Source organism: Actinomyces oris (genome assembly GCF_006546825.1).
GTDB lineage: Bacteria > Actinomycetota > Actinomycetes > Actinomycetales > Actinomycetaceae > Actinomyces > Actinomyces oris.
In genome coordinates this window covers 24,546-40,421 of record NZ_VICC01000008.1, presented here as the reverse complement: position 1 = coordinate 40,421, position 15,876 = coordinate 24,546, and the positions used below count along the sequence as shown (strand labels likewise).

11 protein-coding genes are annotated in these 15,876 nt (G+C 68.8%); 2 read left to right on the top strand and 9 right to left on the bottom strand.

Features of this window, described 5'->3' with window-relative positions; genetic code table 11:
- Positions 1 to 160: 160 nt before the first annotated feature.
- Positions 161 to 1,747: a glutamine-hydrolyzing GMP synthase gene (guaA, locus tag FK267_RS11955; RefSeq protein ID WP_075379461.1), complete on the bottom strand. Its 1,587-nt coding sequence runs from the start codon at positions 1,745 to 1,747 to the stop codon at positions 161 to 163.
- A gap of 449 nt (positions 1,748 to 2,196) precedes the next feature.
- Here guaA and FK267_RS11950 point away from each other — a divergent pair, with 449 nt between their 5' ends.
- Complete coding sequence (locus FK267_RS11950) at positions 2,197 to 2,469, top strand: hypothetical protein (RefSeq protein ID WP_075379462.1); 273 nt, start codon at positions 2,197 to 2,199, stop codon at positions 2,467 to 2,469.
- 548 nt (positions 2,470 to 3,017) lie between these two features.
- Here FK267_RS11950 and FK267_RS11945 read toward each other — a convergent pair.
- From FK267_RS11945 to iolC, 8 genes are all read right to left on the bottom strand, one after another.
- Entirely contained in the window at positions 3,018 to 4,184 is a 1,167-nt protein-coding gene (locus FK267_RS11945) for a zinc-binding dehydrogenase (protein WP_075379463.1), read from the bottom strand.
- 156 nt (positions 4,185 to 4,340) lie between these two features.
- Complete coding sequence (locus FK267_RS11940) at positions 4,341 to 5,621, bottom strand: MFS transporter (RefSeq protein ID WP_141407339.1); 1,281 nt, start codon at positions 5,619 to 5,621, stop codon at positions 4,341 to 4,343.
- 186 nt (positions 5,622 to 5,807) lie between these two features.
- Complete coding sequence (locus FK267_RS11935) at positions 5,808 to 7,424, bottom strand: MFS transporter (RefSeq protein WP_141407338.1); 1,617 nt, start codon at positions 7,422 to 7,424, stop codon at positions 5,808 to 5,810.
- A gap of 521 nt (positions 7,425 to 7,945) precedes the next feature.
- A complete protein-coding gene (locus tag FK267_RS11930; protein WP_075379466.1) occupies positions 7,946 to 9,439 on the bottom strand; it encodes a CoA-acylating methylmalonate-semialdehyde dehydrogenase in 1,494 nt (497 codons plus the stop codon).
- A gap of 369 nt (positions 9,440 to 9,808) precedes the next feature.
- Complete coding sequence (gene iolD, locus FK267_RS11925; RefSeq protein WP_141407337.1) at positions 9,809 to 11,716, bottom strand: 3D-(3,5/4)-trihydroxycyclohexane-1,2-dione acylhydrolase (decyclizing); 1,908 nt, start codon at positions 11,714 to 11,716, stop codon at positions 9,809 to 9,811.
- 54 nt (positions 11,717 to 11,770) lie between these two features.
- Positions 11,771 to 12,685 (bottom strand): 5-deoxy-glucuronate isomerase, encoded by a 915-nt coding sequence (gene iolB / locus FK267_RS11920; protein ID WP_141407336.1) that lies wholly within the window; start codon positions 12,683 to 12,685, stop codon positions 11,771 to 11,773.
- Positions 12,686 to 12,829: 144 nt separating this feature from the next.
- Positions 12,830 to 13,744, bottom strand: coding sequence for a Cgl0159 family (beta/alpha)8-fold protein (locus FK267_RS11915; protein ID WP_141407335.1), 915 nt, complete (start codon positions 13,742 to 13,744; stop codon positions 12,830 to 12,832).
- A 10-nt stretch (positions 13,745 to 13,754) separates the two neighbouring features.
- Complete coding sequence (gene iolC / locus FK267_RS11910) at positions 13,755 to 14,807, bottom strand: 5-dehydro-2-deoxygluconokinase (protein WP_075379470.1); 1,053 nt, start codon at positions 14,805 to 14,807, stop codon at positions 13,755 to 13,757.
- A gap of 227 nt (positions 14,808 to 15,034) precedes the next feature.
- Here iolC and FK267_RS11905 point away from each other — a divergent pair, with 227 nt between their 5' ends.
- Entirely contained in the window at positions 15,035 to 15,787 is a 753-nt protein-coding gene (locus FK267_RS11905) for a GntR family transcriptional regulator (RefSeq protein WP_075379471.1), read from the top strand.
- Positions 15,788 to 15,876 lie beyond the last annotated feature (89 nt).

Genomic DNA, 15,876 nt, shown 5'->3' with positions numbered 1-15,876 from the left:
GCAGGCCCGACCCACCGCCCCGCCCGGCAGCCACCCCCGACCCAACCAGGACCAGCAGACACGTCAGATCACGCTCATCGCGACGAGCACAACAAGGCCCCGCCGGCGCATTGCACCGGCGGGGCCTTGCAGGCAGCGGGCTATCGTGCCGACTCGCCCGTCACTCCCACTCGATGGTGCCCGGGGGCTTGCTCGTGCAGTCGAGCACCACCCGGTTGACCTCCGGCACGGAGTTGGTGATCCGGTTGGAGATGCGCGCCAGGACGTCGTAGGGCAGGCGGGTCCAGTCCGCCGTCATGGCATCCTCACTGCTGACCGGTCGCAGAACAATGGGGTGACCGTAGGTGCGCCCATCACCCTGCACTCCCACGGAGCGCACGTCCGCCAGCAGCACCACCGGGCACTGCCAGATCTCGTCGTCGAGCCCGGAGGCGGTGAGCTCCTCGCGGGCGATGGCATCGGCGGCCCGCAGCACACGCAGGTTCTCGGCCGTCACCTCACCGATGACGCGAATGCCCAGCCCCGGCCCCGGGAAGGGCTGGCGGGCGACGATCTTCTCCGGCACGCCCAGCTCGCGGCCGATGGCGCGCACCTCGTCCTTGAACAGCTCGCGCAGCGGCTCGATGAGCTCGAAGTCGAGGTCCTCGGGCAGGCCGCCCACGTTGTGGTGGCTCTTGATGTTGGCGGCGCCCTCTCCCCCGCCGGACTCGACGACGTCGGGATACAGGGTCCCCTGGACCAGGAAGCGGATCTCGCCGCCCTCGGCGCCCACGGCCTCGATGACCCGGCGCTGGGCGGCCTCGAAGGAGCGGATGAACTCCCGGCCGATGATCTTGCGCTTGGCCTCCGGCTCGGTGACGCCGGCCAGGGCGCTCAGGAAGCGCTCGGTCTCGTCGACCGTGATGACGCGGATACCCATACCCTCGGCGTAGTCGTGCTCGACCTGCTCGCGCTCGCCGTCGCGCAGCAGGCCGTGGTCGACGAAGATGCAGGTGAGCTGGTCGCCGATGGCGCGGTGGACGAGGGCGGCGGCCACGGAGGAGTCCACTCCACCGCTCAGGCCGCAGATGACGTGGGCGTCGCCCACCTGCTCGCGGATGCGGGCCACCTGCTCGTCGATGATGTTGTCCGGCGTCCAGGTGGCAGGCAGTCCCGCCTCCTTGTGCAGGAAGTTGACCAGGGCGGCCTGGCCGTGCTCGGAGTGGAGGACCTCGGGGTGCCACTGCAGCCCGTAGAGGCGCCGCCCCGGGTTCTCGAAGGCGGCCACCGGCGTCTGGGAGGTGGAGGCAGTGACGGCGAAGCCCTCGGGGGCGGCCTGGACCGCGTCACCGTGGCTCATCCACACCACCTGGTCGTCCGGGGTGCCGTCGAACAGGCAGGAGCCCGCCTCCACCCGGGCGGGGGTGTGCCCGTACTCGCGGGTGCCGGTGCGCCCCACGGTTCCGCCGAGGGCCTGGGCCATGGCCTGGAAGCCGTAGCAGATGCCCAGGACCGGCACTCCAGCGTCGAAGAGGGCCGGGTCAACGGATGGGGCGCCGTCGGCGTACACCGAGGAGGGGCCACCGGAGAGGATGATGGCCGACGGCTGCTTGTCCAGCATGGCGGCGGCGCCCATGGAGTGGGGCACGATCTCGGAGTAGACACCGGCCTCGCGCACGCGGCGGGCGATGAGCTGGGCGTACTGGGCGCCGAAGTCCACCACGAGGACGGGGCCGACGGCGCTGGAAGAAGTCTGGCTGGTCGTCACCGGAACAGAATAACCGGGGCGGCAACTGACCGCCTTCCGCCCTGCCGGCCGGCGACGACGCCACCCCTCGGCGTTGCCCACCACCGCAGGATGACTAGACCAGTGGTTGACGTCGTACTCCTGCCACACACGTCACGTCTCCGTATCAAAACCACCGAGACGCCAGTCCCCTCAATGTTCCTCTGAGACCAGGATTCCCCTCAATGACGCCACGTTCGGGCACCCGCTCCAGGAGCGATCACCCCATCTCCCTACGACGTCCTGTGATCCACGAACCACCGACGCAACACACGTCACGATCCTTTGTCTAGACAATCGGATGGAGCGTTCCTAGAGTTCTACGTGACGGAGAAACCTCCGTCCGGCCCACGGGCTGCACACAGTCGTGCAGGGACGCACGACTCATGGTCAGGCGGACCTGCTCGACACACACCGAGAGGAACACTCACATGACCGCCACCATCACCGAGCGCCCCACCCAGACCGTCGAGACCACCGCTGCTGCCACCACCACCCAGGCCAGCGCCGCCGGCACGCAGACCGACGCCAACCGTCTGACCTTCGCCGTCGCCATGATCGCTGTCATGTTCGCCGTCATGGTCATGTCGGTCGTCGGCGCCGTCACCGGCATCCCGACCCTCATGTTCGCCTCCTCCGTCCTGGCCGCGATCACCATGGGCGTGGGCATCTACACCGGCATCAACCTCCTCGAGGCACGCTGAGCGTAGACGACTCCAACGAGCTCACTGAAGCTCCACCGGATCCGGACCACGCACCACAAGCAACGCAGGCCCGGGATTCAGCCCGACAAGGGCGCAGAACAACGAGGCTGCGCGGCCAAGGAAGCCCGCGCAGCCATGGCATCCCGAGGGGCACCGCACACGCGGCGCCCCTCTTCACATGCCCACCCCCTCCCCGCAACGCAGACGGAACCAGCTCCCGTGCCGACTCCGCTCACTACTGGTGCATCCCTCCCCGCAAAGCGGACCCCCCTCCCCGAGCAACGCAGGAGCGGCCCCGATGTCCAAAACGGATACAAAGGCGGGATCCAGGTTCACACCACCGATAGGAAACCGCATGATTCCGCGGTTTCGTCAGTGGCCTGATGGAACCGCAGGCTCCTTTGCTGCAGATATGGACACCAAACACACTCCGCCTCGATGTCAGATCACGCATCGCGCCTCCCACTCAGACCAGCAGGGCCCGAGCAGGAGGCGCAAGGATGAGAGCACGCGGTCAGCCCCGGAAAACCGGGGCTGACCGCCGAGGATCACAGCGCCATGTCGACGACGGCGCGCCCCTGGATCTCGCGGTTGCGCAGCGCGGTGTAGCCGGCACCGGCCTCCTCCAGCGGCAGGCGACGCGAGACGACATCGCGGTAGTTAATGACACCCTTGTCGGCCAGGTCAACGACAGCCGGCAGGTCCTGGCGGGTGCGCGCCCCGTAGGAGCCGAGGATCGACTGCGAACGGCGCACGGTGCGGTTGATCTCCACCCCGGCGGTCTGCACGCCGGCCCCCAGGCCGATCGGCACCATGCGGCCGCCATCGGCCAGCACGTCCAGGGCGGTGGTCCAGGTGGCGGGGATGCCCAGGGCCTCGAAGGAGACGTCGACTCCCTTGCCGCCAGTGAGCCGGAAGACCTCCTCTCGGGCGTCCTGGGTAACGGAGTTGACCACGGCCGTGGCCCCGTAGTCGAGCATGGGGGCCAGCTTCTCGTCATCAACGTCGATGGCGATGACCTGGCTGGCGCCGAAGGCCCGGGCGATCTGGACGATGTTGGTGCCCACGCCGCCGGTGGCGACCACGGCGACGGTCTCCCCGTAGCGCAGGTCGGCGCCGCGGCGCACGGCCCCGTAGCCGGTCATGGCGGCGCAGCCCAGGATGGCCGCTGGCACCATATCGATGGTGTCCGGCACGGGGGCCACCGCGGTGGAGGGGACAACCGCGTACTCCGCCAGGCCGCCCATGGAGTACATGGCCACCGGCTCACCGTCGGGGGTCGCCAGGCGGGTGGTGCCGTCGTAGAGGACACCCTTGAGGCGGTTCAGGTCGAAGAAGGGGCCGCATAGCTCGTCGCGCCCCGAGGCGCAGGCGTCGCACTGGCCGCAGGGCATGAGGAAGCCGCCGGCCACCTTCTGCCCGATCGTCAGGCCGGTGTGCTCGTTGCCGGGGCCGAGCTCCACGATGGTGCCGGAGACCTCGTGGCCGAGCACCGCCGGCAGCGGGAAGGCGATGGCGCCGCCGATGACGTGGAGGTCGGAGTGGCACAGCCCGCAGGCGGCCACCTTGATGAGGACCTCGCCGGTCTTGGGTCGGGGCGTGCGCAGGGTCTCGATCTGCAGGCCGGCCTCATGGTCCCGCAGGACCGCGGCCTTCATGGTCTCAGGGATGGACACGGTTGTTTCTGAGGCCTGGACTGCCTCGTTGCTCGTCATGCTCAGGTGCCTCTCTGTCAGGTGTCGACGACATCGGGTCGCCGAGTGGCCTCTTGCGGCCACACCCCCACCATACGATATTTGTCCTGACAAATCATAGGTCTGAAGTCGGATGCGCGGGGTGCGGTACTCAGAATCGCCCTGTGCGCCACTCCCCTAGACCTTGAGCTCGCGCGGCAGTCGCAGGAGAACGACGGCGACACTGAGCACCGACAGCGTGAAGGCCACCCAGAACAGGGTGTGCGTCCCGAGGTAGCTCACGATGAGCAGTGAGGCCAGGAGGACACCGGCGCGCGCGAGGACTCCTCCGGTCGCCGAGGCGCGCCGCTGCGCCTCAACCAGCCAGGGCGGGATCCGCGGGTCGATCGCCCCTTGGCAGGCGGGCAGGACCAGGACCGACTGACTGGCGACCAGGATCGTCAGGGAGACGATGATCGTCCAGGCGCCGCCCACACCCCCCAGGGTCATGCCGGTCACCAGGAAGGTGGCCCCCAAGACGGCGACGACCGTTCCCAGCACCACCCGCAGGAAGCGCAGCTGCTCGACCCGGGTCACCAGCGCCAGGGCCAGGAGCGCAAACCCCATCCAGGTCGCGGCGCTCACGGCGATCGCGGCGGATGCGAGGCCGAGCTCGGTGGCGATCAGCGGGGCGAGGACCAGGGCCGCCGCCCCCAGGGGCGCCTCCTGGGCGATGAGGAGGACGGCGCCGGTCAGTACGGCGGCACGCACCTCGGGCACCCGCAGCTCAGCGGGAGACATGGCCTGCTGCTCGGCCATCATCTCCGCATCCAGCCGGGTCCAGTCGATGGCCACGGAGGCCTCCAGGGTCCCGTGCAGGCGGCGCAGCGCCTCGAAGGCCTCGATGTCGCGCCCCTGCCGCACCAGCCAGACCGGACTCTCAGGCAGGAAAAGGGCGCAGACCAGGTACGCCAGCGCGGCAACGGCGACCATCGCCCAGGCGATGAGGAGCCGCGGGGGACTCCACCAGGCCGCCAGGACCACGACGCCGGCCGCGGCCGGGCCAAGAGCCATGGCCTGCGGCATGAGCCGCTTGTGTCCGCGCAGGGAGAGCTCGTGGCACACCAGTGGCGCCACGACGAGCACCCCGCCCGTGGCAAGGCCCACCAGGCCCGCCCCGATCAGGCCGACGACGCCGCCGAGCCCGGCTGCCACCCCGGCGCCCAGCACCGCCAGAGCACCCATGAGCAGGCCCATTCTCCGTCGCCCCAGGTACCGGGCGAGGGGGCGGCCGGTGAAGGTTCCCAGCACCATCGCCGCAGCGACGACGCCGAGCAGGGGCAGAGCGGCGCCACGCGCGCCGGCGACCTCGATAGCCAGCGCCCCTTCCAGGGCGCCGAGGAACAGACCTGCCGCCCATGCGTACAGGCGGAGGCGATCCGGGGCGGGCGGCGCGCTGCGCGGCGGATGCGGGTTCATGGACCAGTCACCGTGTACGTCATGGGCGGCAGATATGTGTTGGGCTCAGCTGGGAAGGGAAGTTGTCTGAACGAGGAGAGGTCGGGAGGGGAACTGCGACAGTTTCTCAGAGCCTGACGGTCGATTCAATCGACTCGACTCGACTCAGCTCTACTGGTCACTGCCGCAGTCCCTCACCCCTTGACCTCAGCTGTACTCCTTCTCGAATCGCACCTCGAGCTCCTCCAAGGAGTGGTACTTCGTCTCAGGCACGAACTTCATGTAGAAGATGAGTGACAGGACGTTCAACAGGCAGAAGATGAGGTAGGTCCCCGCCCCTCCGAGCTTCTCCATCATGACGGGGAAGACCGCGGCGACGATCGCGTTGCCGATCCACAGAGTGCCCACAGCCAGGCCCATCGCTGTACCGCGCACCTTGGCGGGGTAGATCTCAGCGATGAGGACCCAGGTGACTGTCCCGGACTGCTTGGCGAACACGAACAGCGAGACGATGAGCAGCACCAGGTAGGGGGCGAAGGCGGGGGCTCCCGTAATGTTGCCGTCGGCATCCTGGTAGGGCTGGATGAGGAAGTAGAAGACCGCTGCCAACAGCCCGAGGGAGACCACGATGCTGGCCTCCTGGTAGATGCCCACGTGGCGGCGGGCGAACTTGGTGACCAGCCACAGACCGATGGCGGAGCCCACGAAGGAGACGAATCCGGAGACGACGTTGAGGGAGATCGCGTCACTCATGGGCAGGCCGGCCGCGGAGAGCACCTTGGGCGTGTAGTACATGGCTGTGTTGATGCCGGTGACCTGGTCGGCCAGGCCCAGGATGATGCCGATGAAGAGCAGGTGGCGGGTCCATTTGACGCCCATGATCTGCGCCAGCCCCCACTTCTCCTGGCTGGCCTCCTTGCGCTGGATCTCCAGCATCTCGTCGACCTCTTCGGCGATGGAGCCGTCCTTGGACTCGTCGCGCACCCGCTTGAGGGAGCCGATGGCCTCGGCGATGCGCAGGTTGGCGACGTACCAGCGCGAGGACTCCGGCATGAGGCGGATGCCGAACCACAGGGCGACGGTGGGCAGGGTGGCCAGGACGAGCATGTAGCGCCAGGTCATGCCGTTGCCGGACTCGATCACGACGTTGCTGAAGTGCTGCACGGTCTCCCAGGCGACCTTGTCGCCGGCCTTGGCGACGACCTCACCGGACTTATTGACGACGTCGTTGGCGAGGGTGACCTCCGGGCCGCCGTGCATGCGGGCCAGGACGGCGTTCATGGAGAAGGCGAGGAACTGGCCGAAGACGATCATCATCTGGTCCACGGCCACCAGGGTGCCGCGGATGCGCTTGGGGGCCGTCTCACCGAGGAAGACGGGAACGATCGCCGAGGCGCCACCGACGGCGAAGCCCAGCACGATCCGGAAGAAGTAGAGGACCCAGATGTTGGGCGAGATCGTGCAGCCCAGCGCCCCGATGAAGAAGACGATGGCCAGGAGCATGATGTTGTGCCGGCGCCCGTACTTGTCGGAGAGCTTGCCTCCCACCGAGGCGCCGAGCGCGGCGCCGATGCAGAGCAGGCCGCCGATCCAGCCCTCCTCCCAGGAGGTGATCTGCAGGCCGTCGGCGCCGCGCGGCAGGTACATGTAGGGCAGGGCGCCGGAGATGACACCGGTGTCGTATCCGAAGAGCAGCGAGCCGAGGGTGGCGACCAGGGCGATGAGTCCGAGCGAGCGCTTCGGCCCTGAGGCGGGGGTCTGGTCGACCAGCTCCCGGATCTTCTCCGGCGTGTAGTGCACCGCAGAACTGGGTGTTGTGGACATGAAGGAACTCCTTGGGTCGTCCGCCATCGTCGGCGGAGGCGAAAGAGAGCGCTGCTGGGTGGACCGGATGGCCCGGTCCGCCGGTCACCGCCCCGCAGCGCAGGGGGCGGCGCCGACATCCACGTCGACATACCCATAATGTCATGACAATAGCCTCTGGGGAAGTGGCGACGTCAGGCATTTTCAGACCCCTGGACGACACCCCGGGAATATGCTGTTCTGCCAACGAAAAGTCATCATCCACGAGGGTGAGGCGCAGGCCCACCAGGACGAATATGGCGGGCGGCTTCAGTCGCCGCTCCCCCGATGACACCACCTGAACGCCTGCGAGCACGCAGCAGCCTCAAGACCCCCGGCAGGCGTCCACGCTCCACCGGCGCCCGGTGACAGGGCTCTGGAAGTAGGGCGCCCCTTACCCCAACAAGACGCGGACGCACCATAGGGCTCGCGGACTCATCCTGAAGGATCGGTCCTCAAGGTCTATGGTGCGTCCGCGTTGCTAGGTGGCGGAGCCGCCGGGCTCACTCCTCGCGCTGGAAGGACATGGTCGCGGCGTAGGTCTTCTCCGAGGGCCAGCGGGTGGTCACTGCCTTGGCGCGGGTGTAGAACCGCACGCCCTCGGGGCCGTGGATGTGGGTGTCGCCCAGGAGCGACTCCTTCCATCCGCCGAAGGAGTAGTAGGCCACCGGCGTCGGGATCGGCACGTTGATGCCCACCATGCCGGCCTCGACGTCGAGCTCGAAGCGACGGGCCACGCCGCCGTCATTGGTGAAGATGGCCGCACCGTTGCCGAAGGGCGAGGAGTTGACCTGCTTGATGGCCTCCTCGTAGGTGTCGGCGTGGACGATCGCGAGCACCGGCCCGAAGACCTCCTCGGTGTAGAGCGAGGACTCCAGGGGGACGTTGTCCACGATGGTCGGGCCGAGGAAGTGGCCCTTCTCGTGTCCGGGGATGACCAGCGGACGGCCGTCGAGGACGACCTCGGCGCCCTTGGCCTCGGCGTCGTCGATAAGACCGGTGATGAACTCCTTGGACTTGGCGTCGATGACCGGCCCCATCTCAACGCCCTCGTCCATGCCGTAGCCGACCTTGATCTTCTCGGCGTGGGCCTTGACGCGGCGGGCCAGGTCCGGACCGCAGCCGCCCACGGCCACAACGACGGGCAGGGCCATGCAGCGCTCGCCGGCGGCGCCGAAGGCGGCAGCGGAGATGTGCTGGGCGGCGAAGTCCAGGTCGGAGTCGGGCATGACGATGGCGTGGTTGTTCGCCCCGCCCAGGGCCTGGACGCGCTTGCCGTGGGTGACGCCGGTGTTCTGGACGATGTGGGCCACCGGGGTGGAGCCCACGAAGGAGATCGCGTCAATGCCGGGGTGCTCGAGGACCTTGGAGACCATGGTGCGGTTGCCGGAGACGACGTTGAAGACGCCGTCGGGCAGGCCGGCCTCCTTGTAGAGCTCGGCCGTCAGCAGGGCCGCCGACGGCGTGGCCGAGGCCGGCTTGAGGATGAAGGCATTACCGGTGGCGATGGCGATGGGGTGCATCCACATGGGCACCATGGCCGGGAAGTTGAAGGGGCAGATGCCGGCGACGACGCCGACCGGCTGGCGCAGAGTGTGGATGTCCACGCCAGTGGAGATGTCGAAGGAGTGCTCGCCCTTGAGGGCCAGGTTGATGGCGGTGGCGAAGTCGAGGGTCTCGCGCCCGCGCTGGATCTCGCCGATGGCGTCGGAGTAGTTCTTGCCGTGCTCGGCCACGATCATCTTGGCCATCTCGTCCTGGTGGTCCAGGACCAGCTGGCGCATGCGGAACATGATGGCGGTGCGCTTGGCCAGCGAGACCTTCGCCCACTCCTTCTGGGCACGGCGGGCCACCTCGACGGCGTGGTCGAGGTCGGCGTCGGAGGCCTGGAGCAGCTCGGCCTCGACCTCACCGGTTCCCGGGTTCTCGACGGCGAAGCGCCCGATCGGGTTTCCCTCGTAGTACTTTCCGTCAACCCAGTGCGCAATGGTTCTCATCGTTATCGACTCCTGATTGTCGGTTTCGCGGACCCGCCCCGCCTATGGGGTGGGTAGGGCCAGACTCAGACCAAGGTCTCAGTGGCGGACCGGCCGGACGCCCAGCGCCTTGCATGTGCCCCCAGCCTAACGTCCCAGACGGCGAATGGCGCCGTTTTGTCAGAACATAATCGGGGCGTTGACCACATCGTGATCTTGGCATCCCTTCCGCAGCGCCACCGGCACAGCGACCGGCGACGCCCTCCCCGGACGGGAGCACGCGCACGGCGGGGGTCCACGGCACCATCAGCCGTGGACCCCCGCCGTCGCGGCCGGCGCAGAAGCGCGCCGTCATCCGCGTCCTACCTGCGATCCCTTCAGGTAGAGGCCTTACAGGTAGTGACGCTGAGGCTTGCGGTCACGCAAGTACTCCTCATAGGCGCGCTGCGTGGACTCCAGCTCGGAGACCCCCGAGACCGGCACGTCCCACCAGCTCGAGCCGGGCGGGTTGGGGCCGTAGAGGTCGGTCTCGATGTGGATCATCGTGGGACGGTCGGAGGCCTCGGCCTTGCGGTAGGCCTCCTTGAACTCCGCGATGGTGTGGACCTCGAGGACGTCCAGGCCCCAGGAACGGGCGTTGGCGGCGATGTCGACGCCGTCGATGACCTGCTCGTCGGCCAGGTGGCTGCCCTCGCCGCGCCGGCGGTACTTGGTGCCGAAGCGCTGGGAGCCGCGGGACTCCGAGAGGGCACCGATGGAGCAGAAGCCGTAGTTCTGCAGCAGGACGTAGATGACCTTGATGTTCTCCTGGACCACCGTGGCCAGCTCCATGGGGAGCATCTGGTAGGTGCCGTCGCCCACAATGGAGACCACCTCGGCCTCGGGGCGGGCGAGCTTGACGCCCATGGCGGCGGGCACCTCGTAGCCCATGCAGGAGAAGGCGTACTCCACGTGGTACTGCAGCGGGCTGCGGGCCTGCCACAGGGCCTGGAGGTCACCGGGCATGGAGCCGGCGGCATTGATGACCACGTCCTCCTCCCCCATGAGCTCGTTGAGGGCGCCGAAGACCTCGGTCTGGGCGGGCAGGGGCCCGTGATCCAGGTGGTAACAGCGCTCGGTGGCCTTGAGCCAGGCCTCCTTCTCCGCGGTGATCTCCTCGGAGTAGGCCGCCTCGACGCGGTAGTCCGCGAGCGCCTCTGTCAGAGCCGCCAGGGCCTCGCGGGCGTCGGCCACCACCATCTCAGCGCTCTCCTTGGCGGCGTCGAAGGGGGTGACGTTGATGTTCACGAACTTCACGTCGGGGTTCTTGAACTGGGTCTTGGAGGCCGTGGTGAAGTCGGAGTAGCGGGTGCCCACGCCGATGATGAGATCGGCCTTATCGGCGATGTGGTTGCCGGAGTCGCAGCCGGTGGAGCCCACGCCGCCCACGGCGCTGGGGTGGTCGAAGTTGATGGCGCCCTTGCCGGCCTGGGTGTCGCCCACCGGGATGCCGGTGGCGGTGGCCAGGGCGCGCAGCTCCTCGCTGGCTCCGGCGTAGATGGTGCCGCCACCGGCGATGATGAGGGGTCGCTTGGCGGCCTTGATGAGGGCGACGGCGCGCTCCAGGGCGGCGGGCTCGGGCACCGGGCGGCGCACGTGCCACACGCGCTTGCGGAACAGCTCCACGGGCCAGTCGAAGACCTCGGCCTGGACGTCCTGGGGCATGGCGATGGTGACCGCGCCGGTCTCGGCGGGGTCGGTGAGCACGCGCATGGCGCTCAGCAGTGAGGGGATGAGCTGCTCGGGCCGGTTGATGCGGTCGAAGAAGCGCGAGACGGGGCGGAAGGCGTCATTGACGCTGACGTCCAGGCTGGTGGGGTCCTCCAGCTGCTGGAGCACGGGGTCGGGGACGCGGGTGGCGAACTGGTCGGAGGGAAAGAGCAGCACCGGCAGGCGGTTGGTGGTGGCCAGGGCGGCCCCGGTGACCATGTTGAGGGAGCCCGGGCCGATGGAGGCCGTGCACATGTAGGTCTGGAGGCGGTTGGTGGTCTTGGCGAAGGCGGCGGCCGCGTGCACCTGCCCCTGCTCGTTGCGGGGCATGATGTAGGGCATCTCCTGCTCGCCGTCAGCGCGGGCGATCTCGTTCTGCAGGAGGGCCTGGCCGATGCCGGCCACGTTGCCGTGGCCGAAGATGCCGAAGGCCCCGGCGATGAGGCGCTGCTCGACGCCGTCGCGCTCGGAGTACTGGTTGGACAGGAAACGGATGGTGGCCTGGGCGACCGTCAGGCGGATCGTGCCGGCGTAGGCTTCGTTGCTCATCGTGGTTCTTCTCTGCTCTTCTCAGGTGGTGGGGGCGGTCGAAAGGCGGATCGGCTAGTCGTTCATAGGGGTCATGGGCAGGCGCGGGTCGACCTCCTGGTCCTCCCAGGTCTGGCGCACCCAGGTGTGGTGGGGGTCGTCGGTCATGAGCCACACGGAGTCCTCGGCGGGGCCGGCCATGACGTTGAGGTAGTAGAGGTCGTAGCCGGGGGCGGCCACGGAGGGGCCGTGGTAGCCGTAGGGCATGACGACGACGTCGCCGCCGCGCACCTCGGTGCACACGTCGATGTCGTGGCCGGGCGAGGGGTAGATGCGCTGGAGCGCGAAGCCCTCGGCGTCGCCCTCACCGGCGCGGACCTGGTAGTAGTAGATCTCCTCCAGGACCCGCTCGACCTCGGTGTGCTCGTCGTGCTTGTGGGGCGGGTAGGAGGACCAGTTGCCTCCGGGGGTCAGGACCTCGCAGGCCAGCAGGTGGGAGGTCTCGACGTCGTTGCCCAGGGCGTAGTTGTTGACCTGGCGCGAGGAGGGGCCGGCCCCCCGCAGGCCGGTGCCGACCTCGGAGCGCGGGCAGTAGCGCAGCGGCTTGTCGGTGGTGGCCTTGGAGCCGGGAAGGGCGATGCGGGCGCCGCCAGCGCTGGTGAGGGTCACCTCGGTGCGGCGGGGGACGTAGACGTAGTCGGTGATGTCGGTGAAGACCGACTCGCGCCCGGCCACCTCGAGGCGCTCTCCGCCGGCCTGGACGGTGCAGCCTCCCGACAGGGGCAGGACGAGGTACTCGTGCTCGCCGCCGGGCACGGTCAGGGACTTCCCGGGGGCGAGCGCCACCACGCGCAGGGAGGACCACTCCCAGCCGGCCCGCTCCGGGGTGAGGTCCAGCTCGTAGCTGTCGTGGGCGAGCTCGCCGGCGCGGATGACGTAGCGGGACTGGTCCGACGTCTCGGACTGGGCGGTGCGGTCGGTGTGGCCCATGGTGGTGCTCCTTCAGCTCCTGGGGGTACTCGTGGGGATTGTCTCGTATGGGGTGGCCCGGCCGGGGCCGTTTGACGGTGGTTGCGGCGGTTGCGGTACGTACGTGCCGGGGCGGTGGGTCCGGTGGCGGGACGTGTCAGGTGCTCATAGCAGGGCGACGGCGGCGTCGACGGCGGCCTCGACGTCGTCATTGCCCGGGTAGAGCAGGGAGCGGCCCACGACCAGTCCTCTGACGTTGGGAAGCTCCAGGGCCGCCGCCCAGGAGGCGCGGGTGGCCTCGGGGTCGGTGGAGACCTCGCCGCCCAGGATGAGGCTGGGCAGGGAGGTGGAGGCCATGACGCGCCGCATCGAGGCGGGATCGTTGACGCAGGGCAGCTTGAGCCAGGTGTGCGCCGAGCTGCGCCCCAGCGCCTGGGCGATGCAGATCGAGCGGATGACGGCCTCCTCGCTGAGGTCGTTGACGATCCGGCCGCCCTCCCACTGGGAGATGAAGGGCTCGATCATGGCGTTCAGGCCGCGCTCGGACAGGGAGTCGATGGCCTTGGCGCTGGCCTCGAGGGTGGTGGCGCTGGCGGGGTCGGCGTAGTTGATGCGGGTGAGCATCTTGCCGCCGTCGAGGTGGGAGGCCTCGATGCCGTCAGCGTCGTAGGCGCCGAAGCGGTCGTCTATCTCGAAGGAGGCCCCCTGGAGGCCGATCCGGTTCATCGAGCCCCACACGAGCTTGCCATCCAGGGCGCCCAGGAGAGTCAGGTCCTCGATGATCTCGGCGGTTCCCAGGAACCCGTTGACGCCGGGGCGGGACAGGGCCGTCATGCAGCGCCGCAGGAGGTCCTCGCGGTCGGCCATCGCCAGGGGCCGCTCACCGGCTCCCAGGGCCCCACGGGCCGGGTGGTCGCAGGCGATGACCATGAGGCGCTCGGCCCCGGCGAGGTCGGCGCGGGGGCGCTGGGCCAGGGCCCGGCCGATGCGGCCGGGGTCGGTGGCCCGGATCTCGGTGACGGCGTCGGTCAGCGGCCGCGGCCCCGAGGCGGAGGCGGCAGGGGTGGATGATGCGTTCATCGGGGGCTCCTCACAGGTCCGTCAGCCCCGGGGCGACCTCGTCGCGGCGGGCGCGCATGAGCTCGAGCAGCTCGGGCTCGGTGGGCATGGCGGTGGAGCACTCCAGTCGCGAGGAGACGATCGCTCCTGCGGTGGAGGCGGCGAAGATGGTCTTCTCCAGGGACCAGCCCGAGAGCAGGCCGTGGCAGATGGCCCCGCCGAAGGCGTCCCCGGCTCCCAGGCCGTTCTTCGTCTCCACCGAGGTCACGGGCATCTCCACCCGCTCGGTGCGGGTCTTGGCCAACGTCCCCTCCAGGCCCTGCTTGACGATCGCCAGCTCGACGCCGGCCTCCAGGAGGGCGTCGGCCGCCCGCTCGGGGTCGCGCTCGCCGACGGCGACCTCGCACTCCTCCCGGTTGCCGATGGCGACGGTGACTTTGGGAAGGATCCGGGAGACCTCCCGGTGGGCCGTCTCCTTGTCCTTCCAGAACATGGGGCGGTAGTCGAGGTCAGCGATCGTGAAGCGCCGCCGGTCTCGGGTGCCCAGGGCCGCGTGGTGGGCCGAGCGCGAGGGCTCCTTGCTCAGGCCGGTCACCGAGATCCAGAAGATCGAGGCGTCGCGAATGGCCTCCAGCGGCAGGTCCTCCCAGGTCAGCTCCAGGTCGGGGGCCGAGGGCTCACGGTAGAAGTAGAGGGGGAAGTCATCCGGCGGGAAGATCTCGCAGAAGGTGACCGGGGTGTTGTAGGCGGCCTTGGTGACGACGTGGCGGTCGTCGACCCCCAGGCGGCGCATCTCGGTGCGCACGAAGCGCCCGAAGGGGTCGTTTCCCACGCCAGTGACAACGGCGGAGCGGTGCCCGTAGCGGGCGGCGGCCACCGCCACGTTGGTGGGGCTCCCGCCCAGGAACTTGCCGAAGCTCTCCACGTCCTCCAGCCCGACGCCGACCTGAAGGGGGTAGATGTCGATGCCGCAGCGCCCGATGGTGAGCACGTCGAGCCGGTCGGCGTCTCCGGCGGCTGCGGGCGAGCTCTCGGGCGCGACCGCCTCGGTCACCTGGGTCGTTGCCGTCGTTGCTGTCGTCACGGTGATCGCGTCTCCACATCCTTGGGGGCTGCAGGCCTGCGGAACGGAGGTCTGCGTCGGGCGTCACTGCGAAGCCTGCCCCACTGGACCGCTCCAGGTCAAGCATTTGTCAGAACATTTAGGACCCGTCTTCCCGCACAGCAGCCACAGGATGGCGACAGTGCGTGACATCAGCACACAGCATCCGTATGCTCGAGGCATTATCACGTCTGACACAGGCTCACCTCATGCCCGATTCAACATCCCCTTTCGCCCTCGACATCACGATCGACCGCGAGTCCAAGACGCCGCTGCACACGCAAATTTCCGAGCCGCTGGCCGCACTCATCCTTGACGGCACACTGCCCGCCGGTAGCCGTCTGGAGGACGAGCTCTCGATGGCCAAGCGACTAAAGGTCTCCCGCCCCACGGCGCGCCAGGCCCTTCAGCACCTGGTGGACCGCGGCCTGGTCAAGCGCCGTCGGGGCGTGGGCACGATCGTCTCCCCCATGCACGTCCACCGCCCGATGCAGCTGACGAGCCTGCTGTCAGACCTGTCCGCGGCCGGCCACACGACCTCCACGAGCGTGTTGGACTACGTCGAGCACGAGGCCGACGCCGAGGCCGCCGAGCACCTCGAGGTCGAGGAGGGCACCGCCGTCGTGACCTGCACCCGCATCCGCTGCGCCGACGGCGAGCCGATCGCAGTGCTGTCCAACCTCATGCCGGCAGCCATCGCCCCCACCCGTGAGGAGCTGGAGGCCGGAGGCCTCTACGACCTGCTGCGCGCCCAGGACGTCATCCCCACCACAGCCAAGCAGATCATCGGGGCCCGCAATGCCACCGCCCGCGAGGCCGACCTCCTCCACGAGCGGCGCCGCGCCGCCCTCATGACCGCCACCCGCATCACCTACGATCAGTCGGGCCGCGTCATCGAGTACGGGCAGCACATCTATCGGGCCTCGCGCTACACCTTCGAGACCTCGCTGTTCTCCAGCTAGCTCTCACCCCAACACAGGAGTCACCCACACTCCCAGGAATCTTTGTCCTGACATTTTATTGACAGATGCCGTCGAGCACACTTCAATAG

What these genes read in the sequence shown, in the direction of transcription:
- FK267_RS11950 (WP_075379462.1), top strand. Translation starts at nt 2,197, where the DNA reads ATGACCGCCACCATCACCGAGCGCCCCACCCAGACCGTCGAGACCACC.
- FK267_RS11945 (WP_075379463.1), bottom strand. Translation starts at nt 4,184, where the DNA reads ATGACGAGCAACGAGGCAGTCCAGGCCTCAGAAACAACCGTGTCCATC.
- FK267_RS11940 (WP_141407339.1), bottom strand. Translation starts at nt 5,621, where the DNA reads ATGAACCCGCATCCGCCGCGCAGCGCGCCGCCCGCCCCGGATCGCCTC.
- FK267_RS11935 (WP_141407338.1), bottom strand. Translation starts at nt 7,424, where the DNA reads ATGTCCACAACACCCAGTTCTGCGGTGCACTACACGCCGGAGAAGATC.
- FK267_RS11930 (WP_075379466.1), bottom strand. Translation starts at nt 9,439, where the DNA reads ATGAGAACCATTGCGCACTGGGTTGACGGAAAGTACTACGAGGGAAAC.
- iolD (WP_141407337.1), bottom strand. Translation starts at nt 11,716, where the DNA reads ATGAGCAACGAAGCCTACGCCGGCACGATCCGCCTGACGGTCGCCCAG.
- iolB (WP_141407336.1), bottom strand. Translation starts at nt 12,685, where the DNA reads ATGGGCCACACCGACCGCACCGCCCAGTCCGAGACGTCGGACCAGTCC.
- FK267_RS11915 (WP_141407335.1), bottom strand. Translation starts at nt 13,744, where the DNA reads ATGAACGCATCATCCACCCCTGCCGCCTCCGCCTCGGGGCCGCGGCCG.
- FK267_RS11905 (WP_075379471.1), top strand. Translation starts at nt 15,035, where the DNA reads ATGCCCGATTCAACATCCCCTTTCGCCCTCGACATCACGATCGACCGC.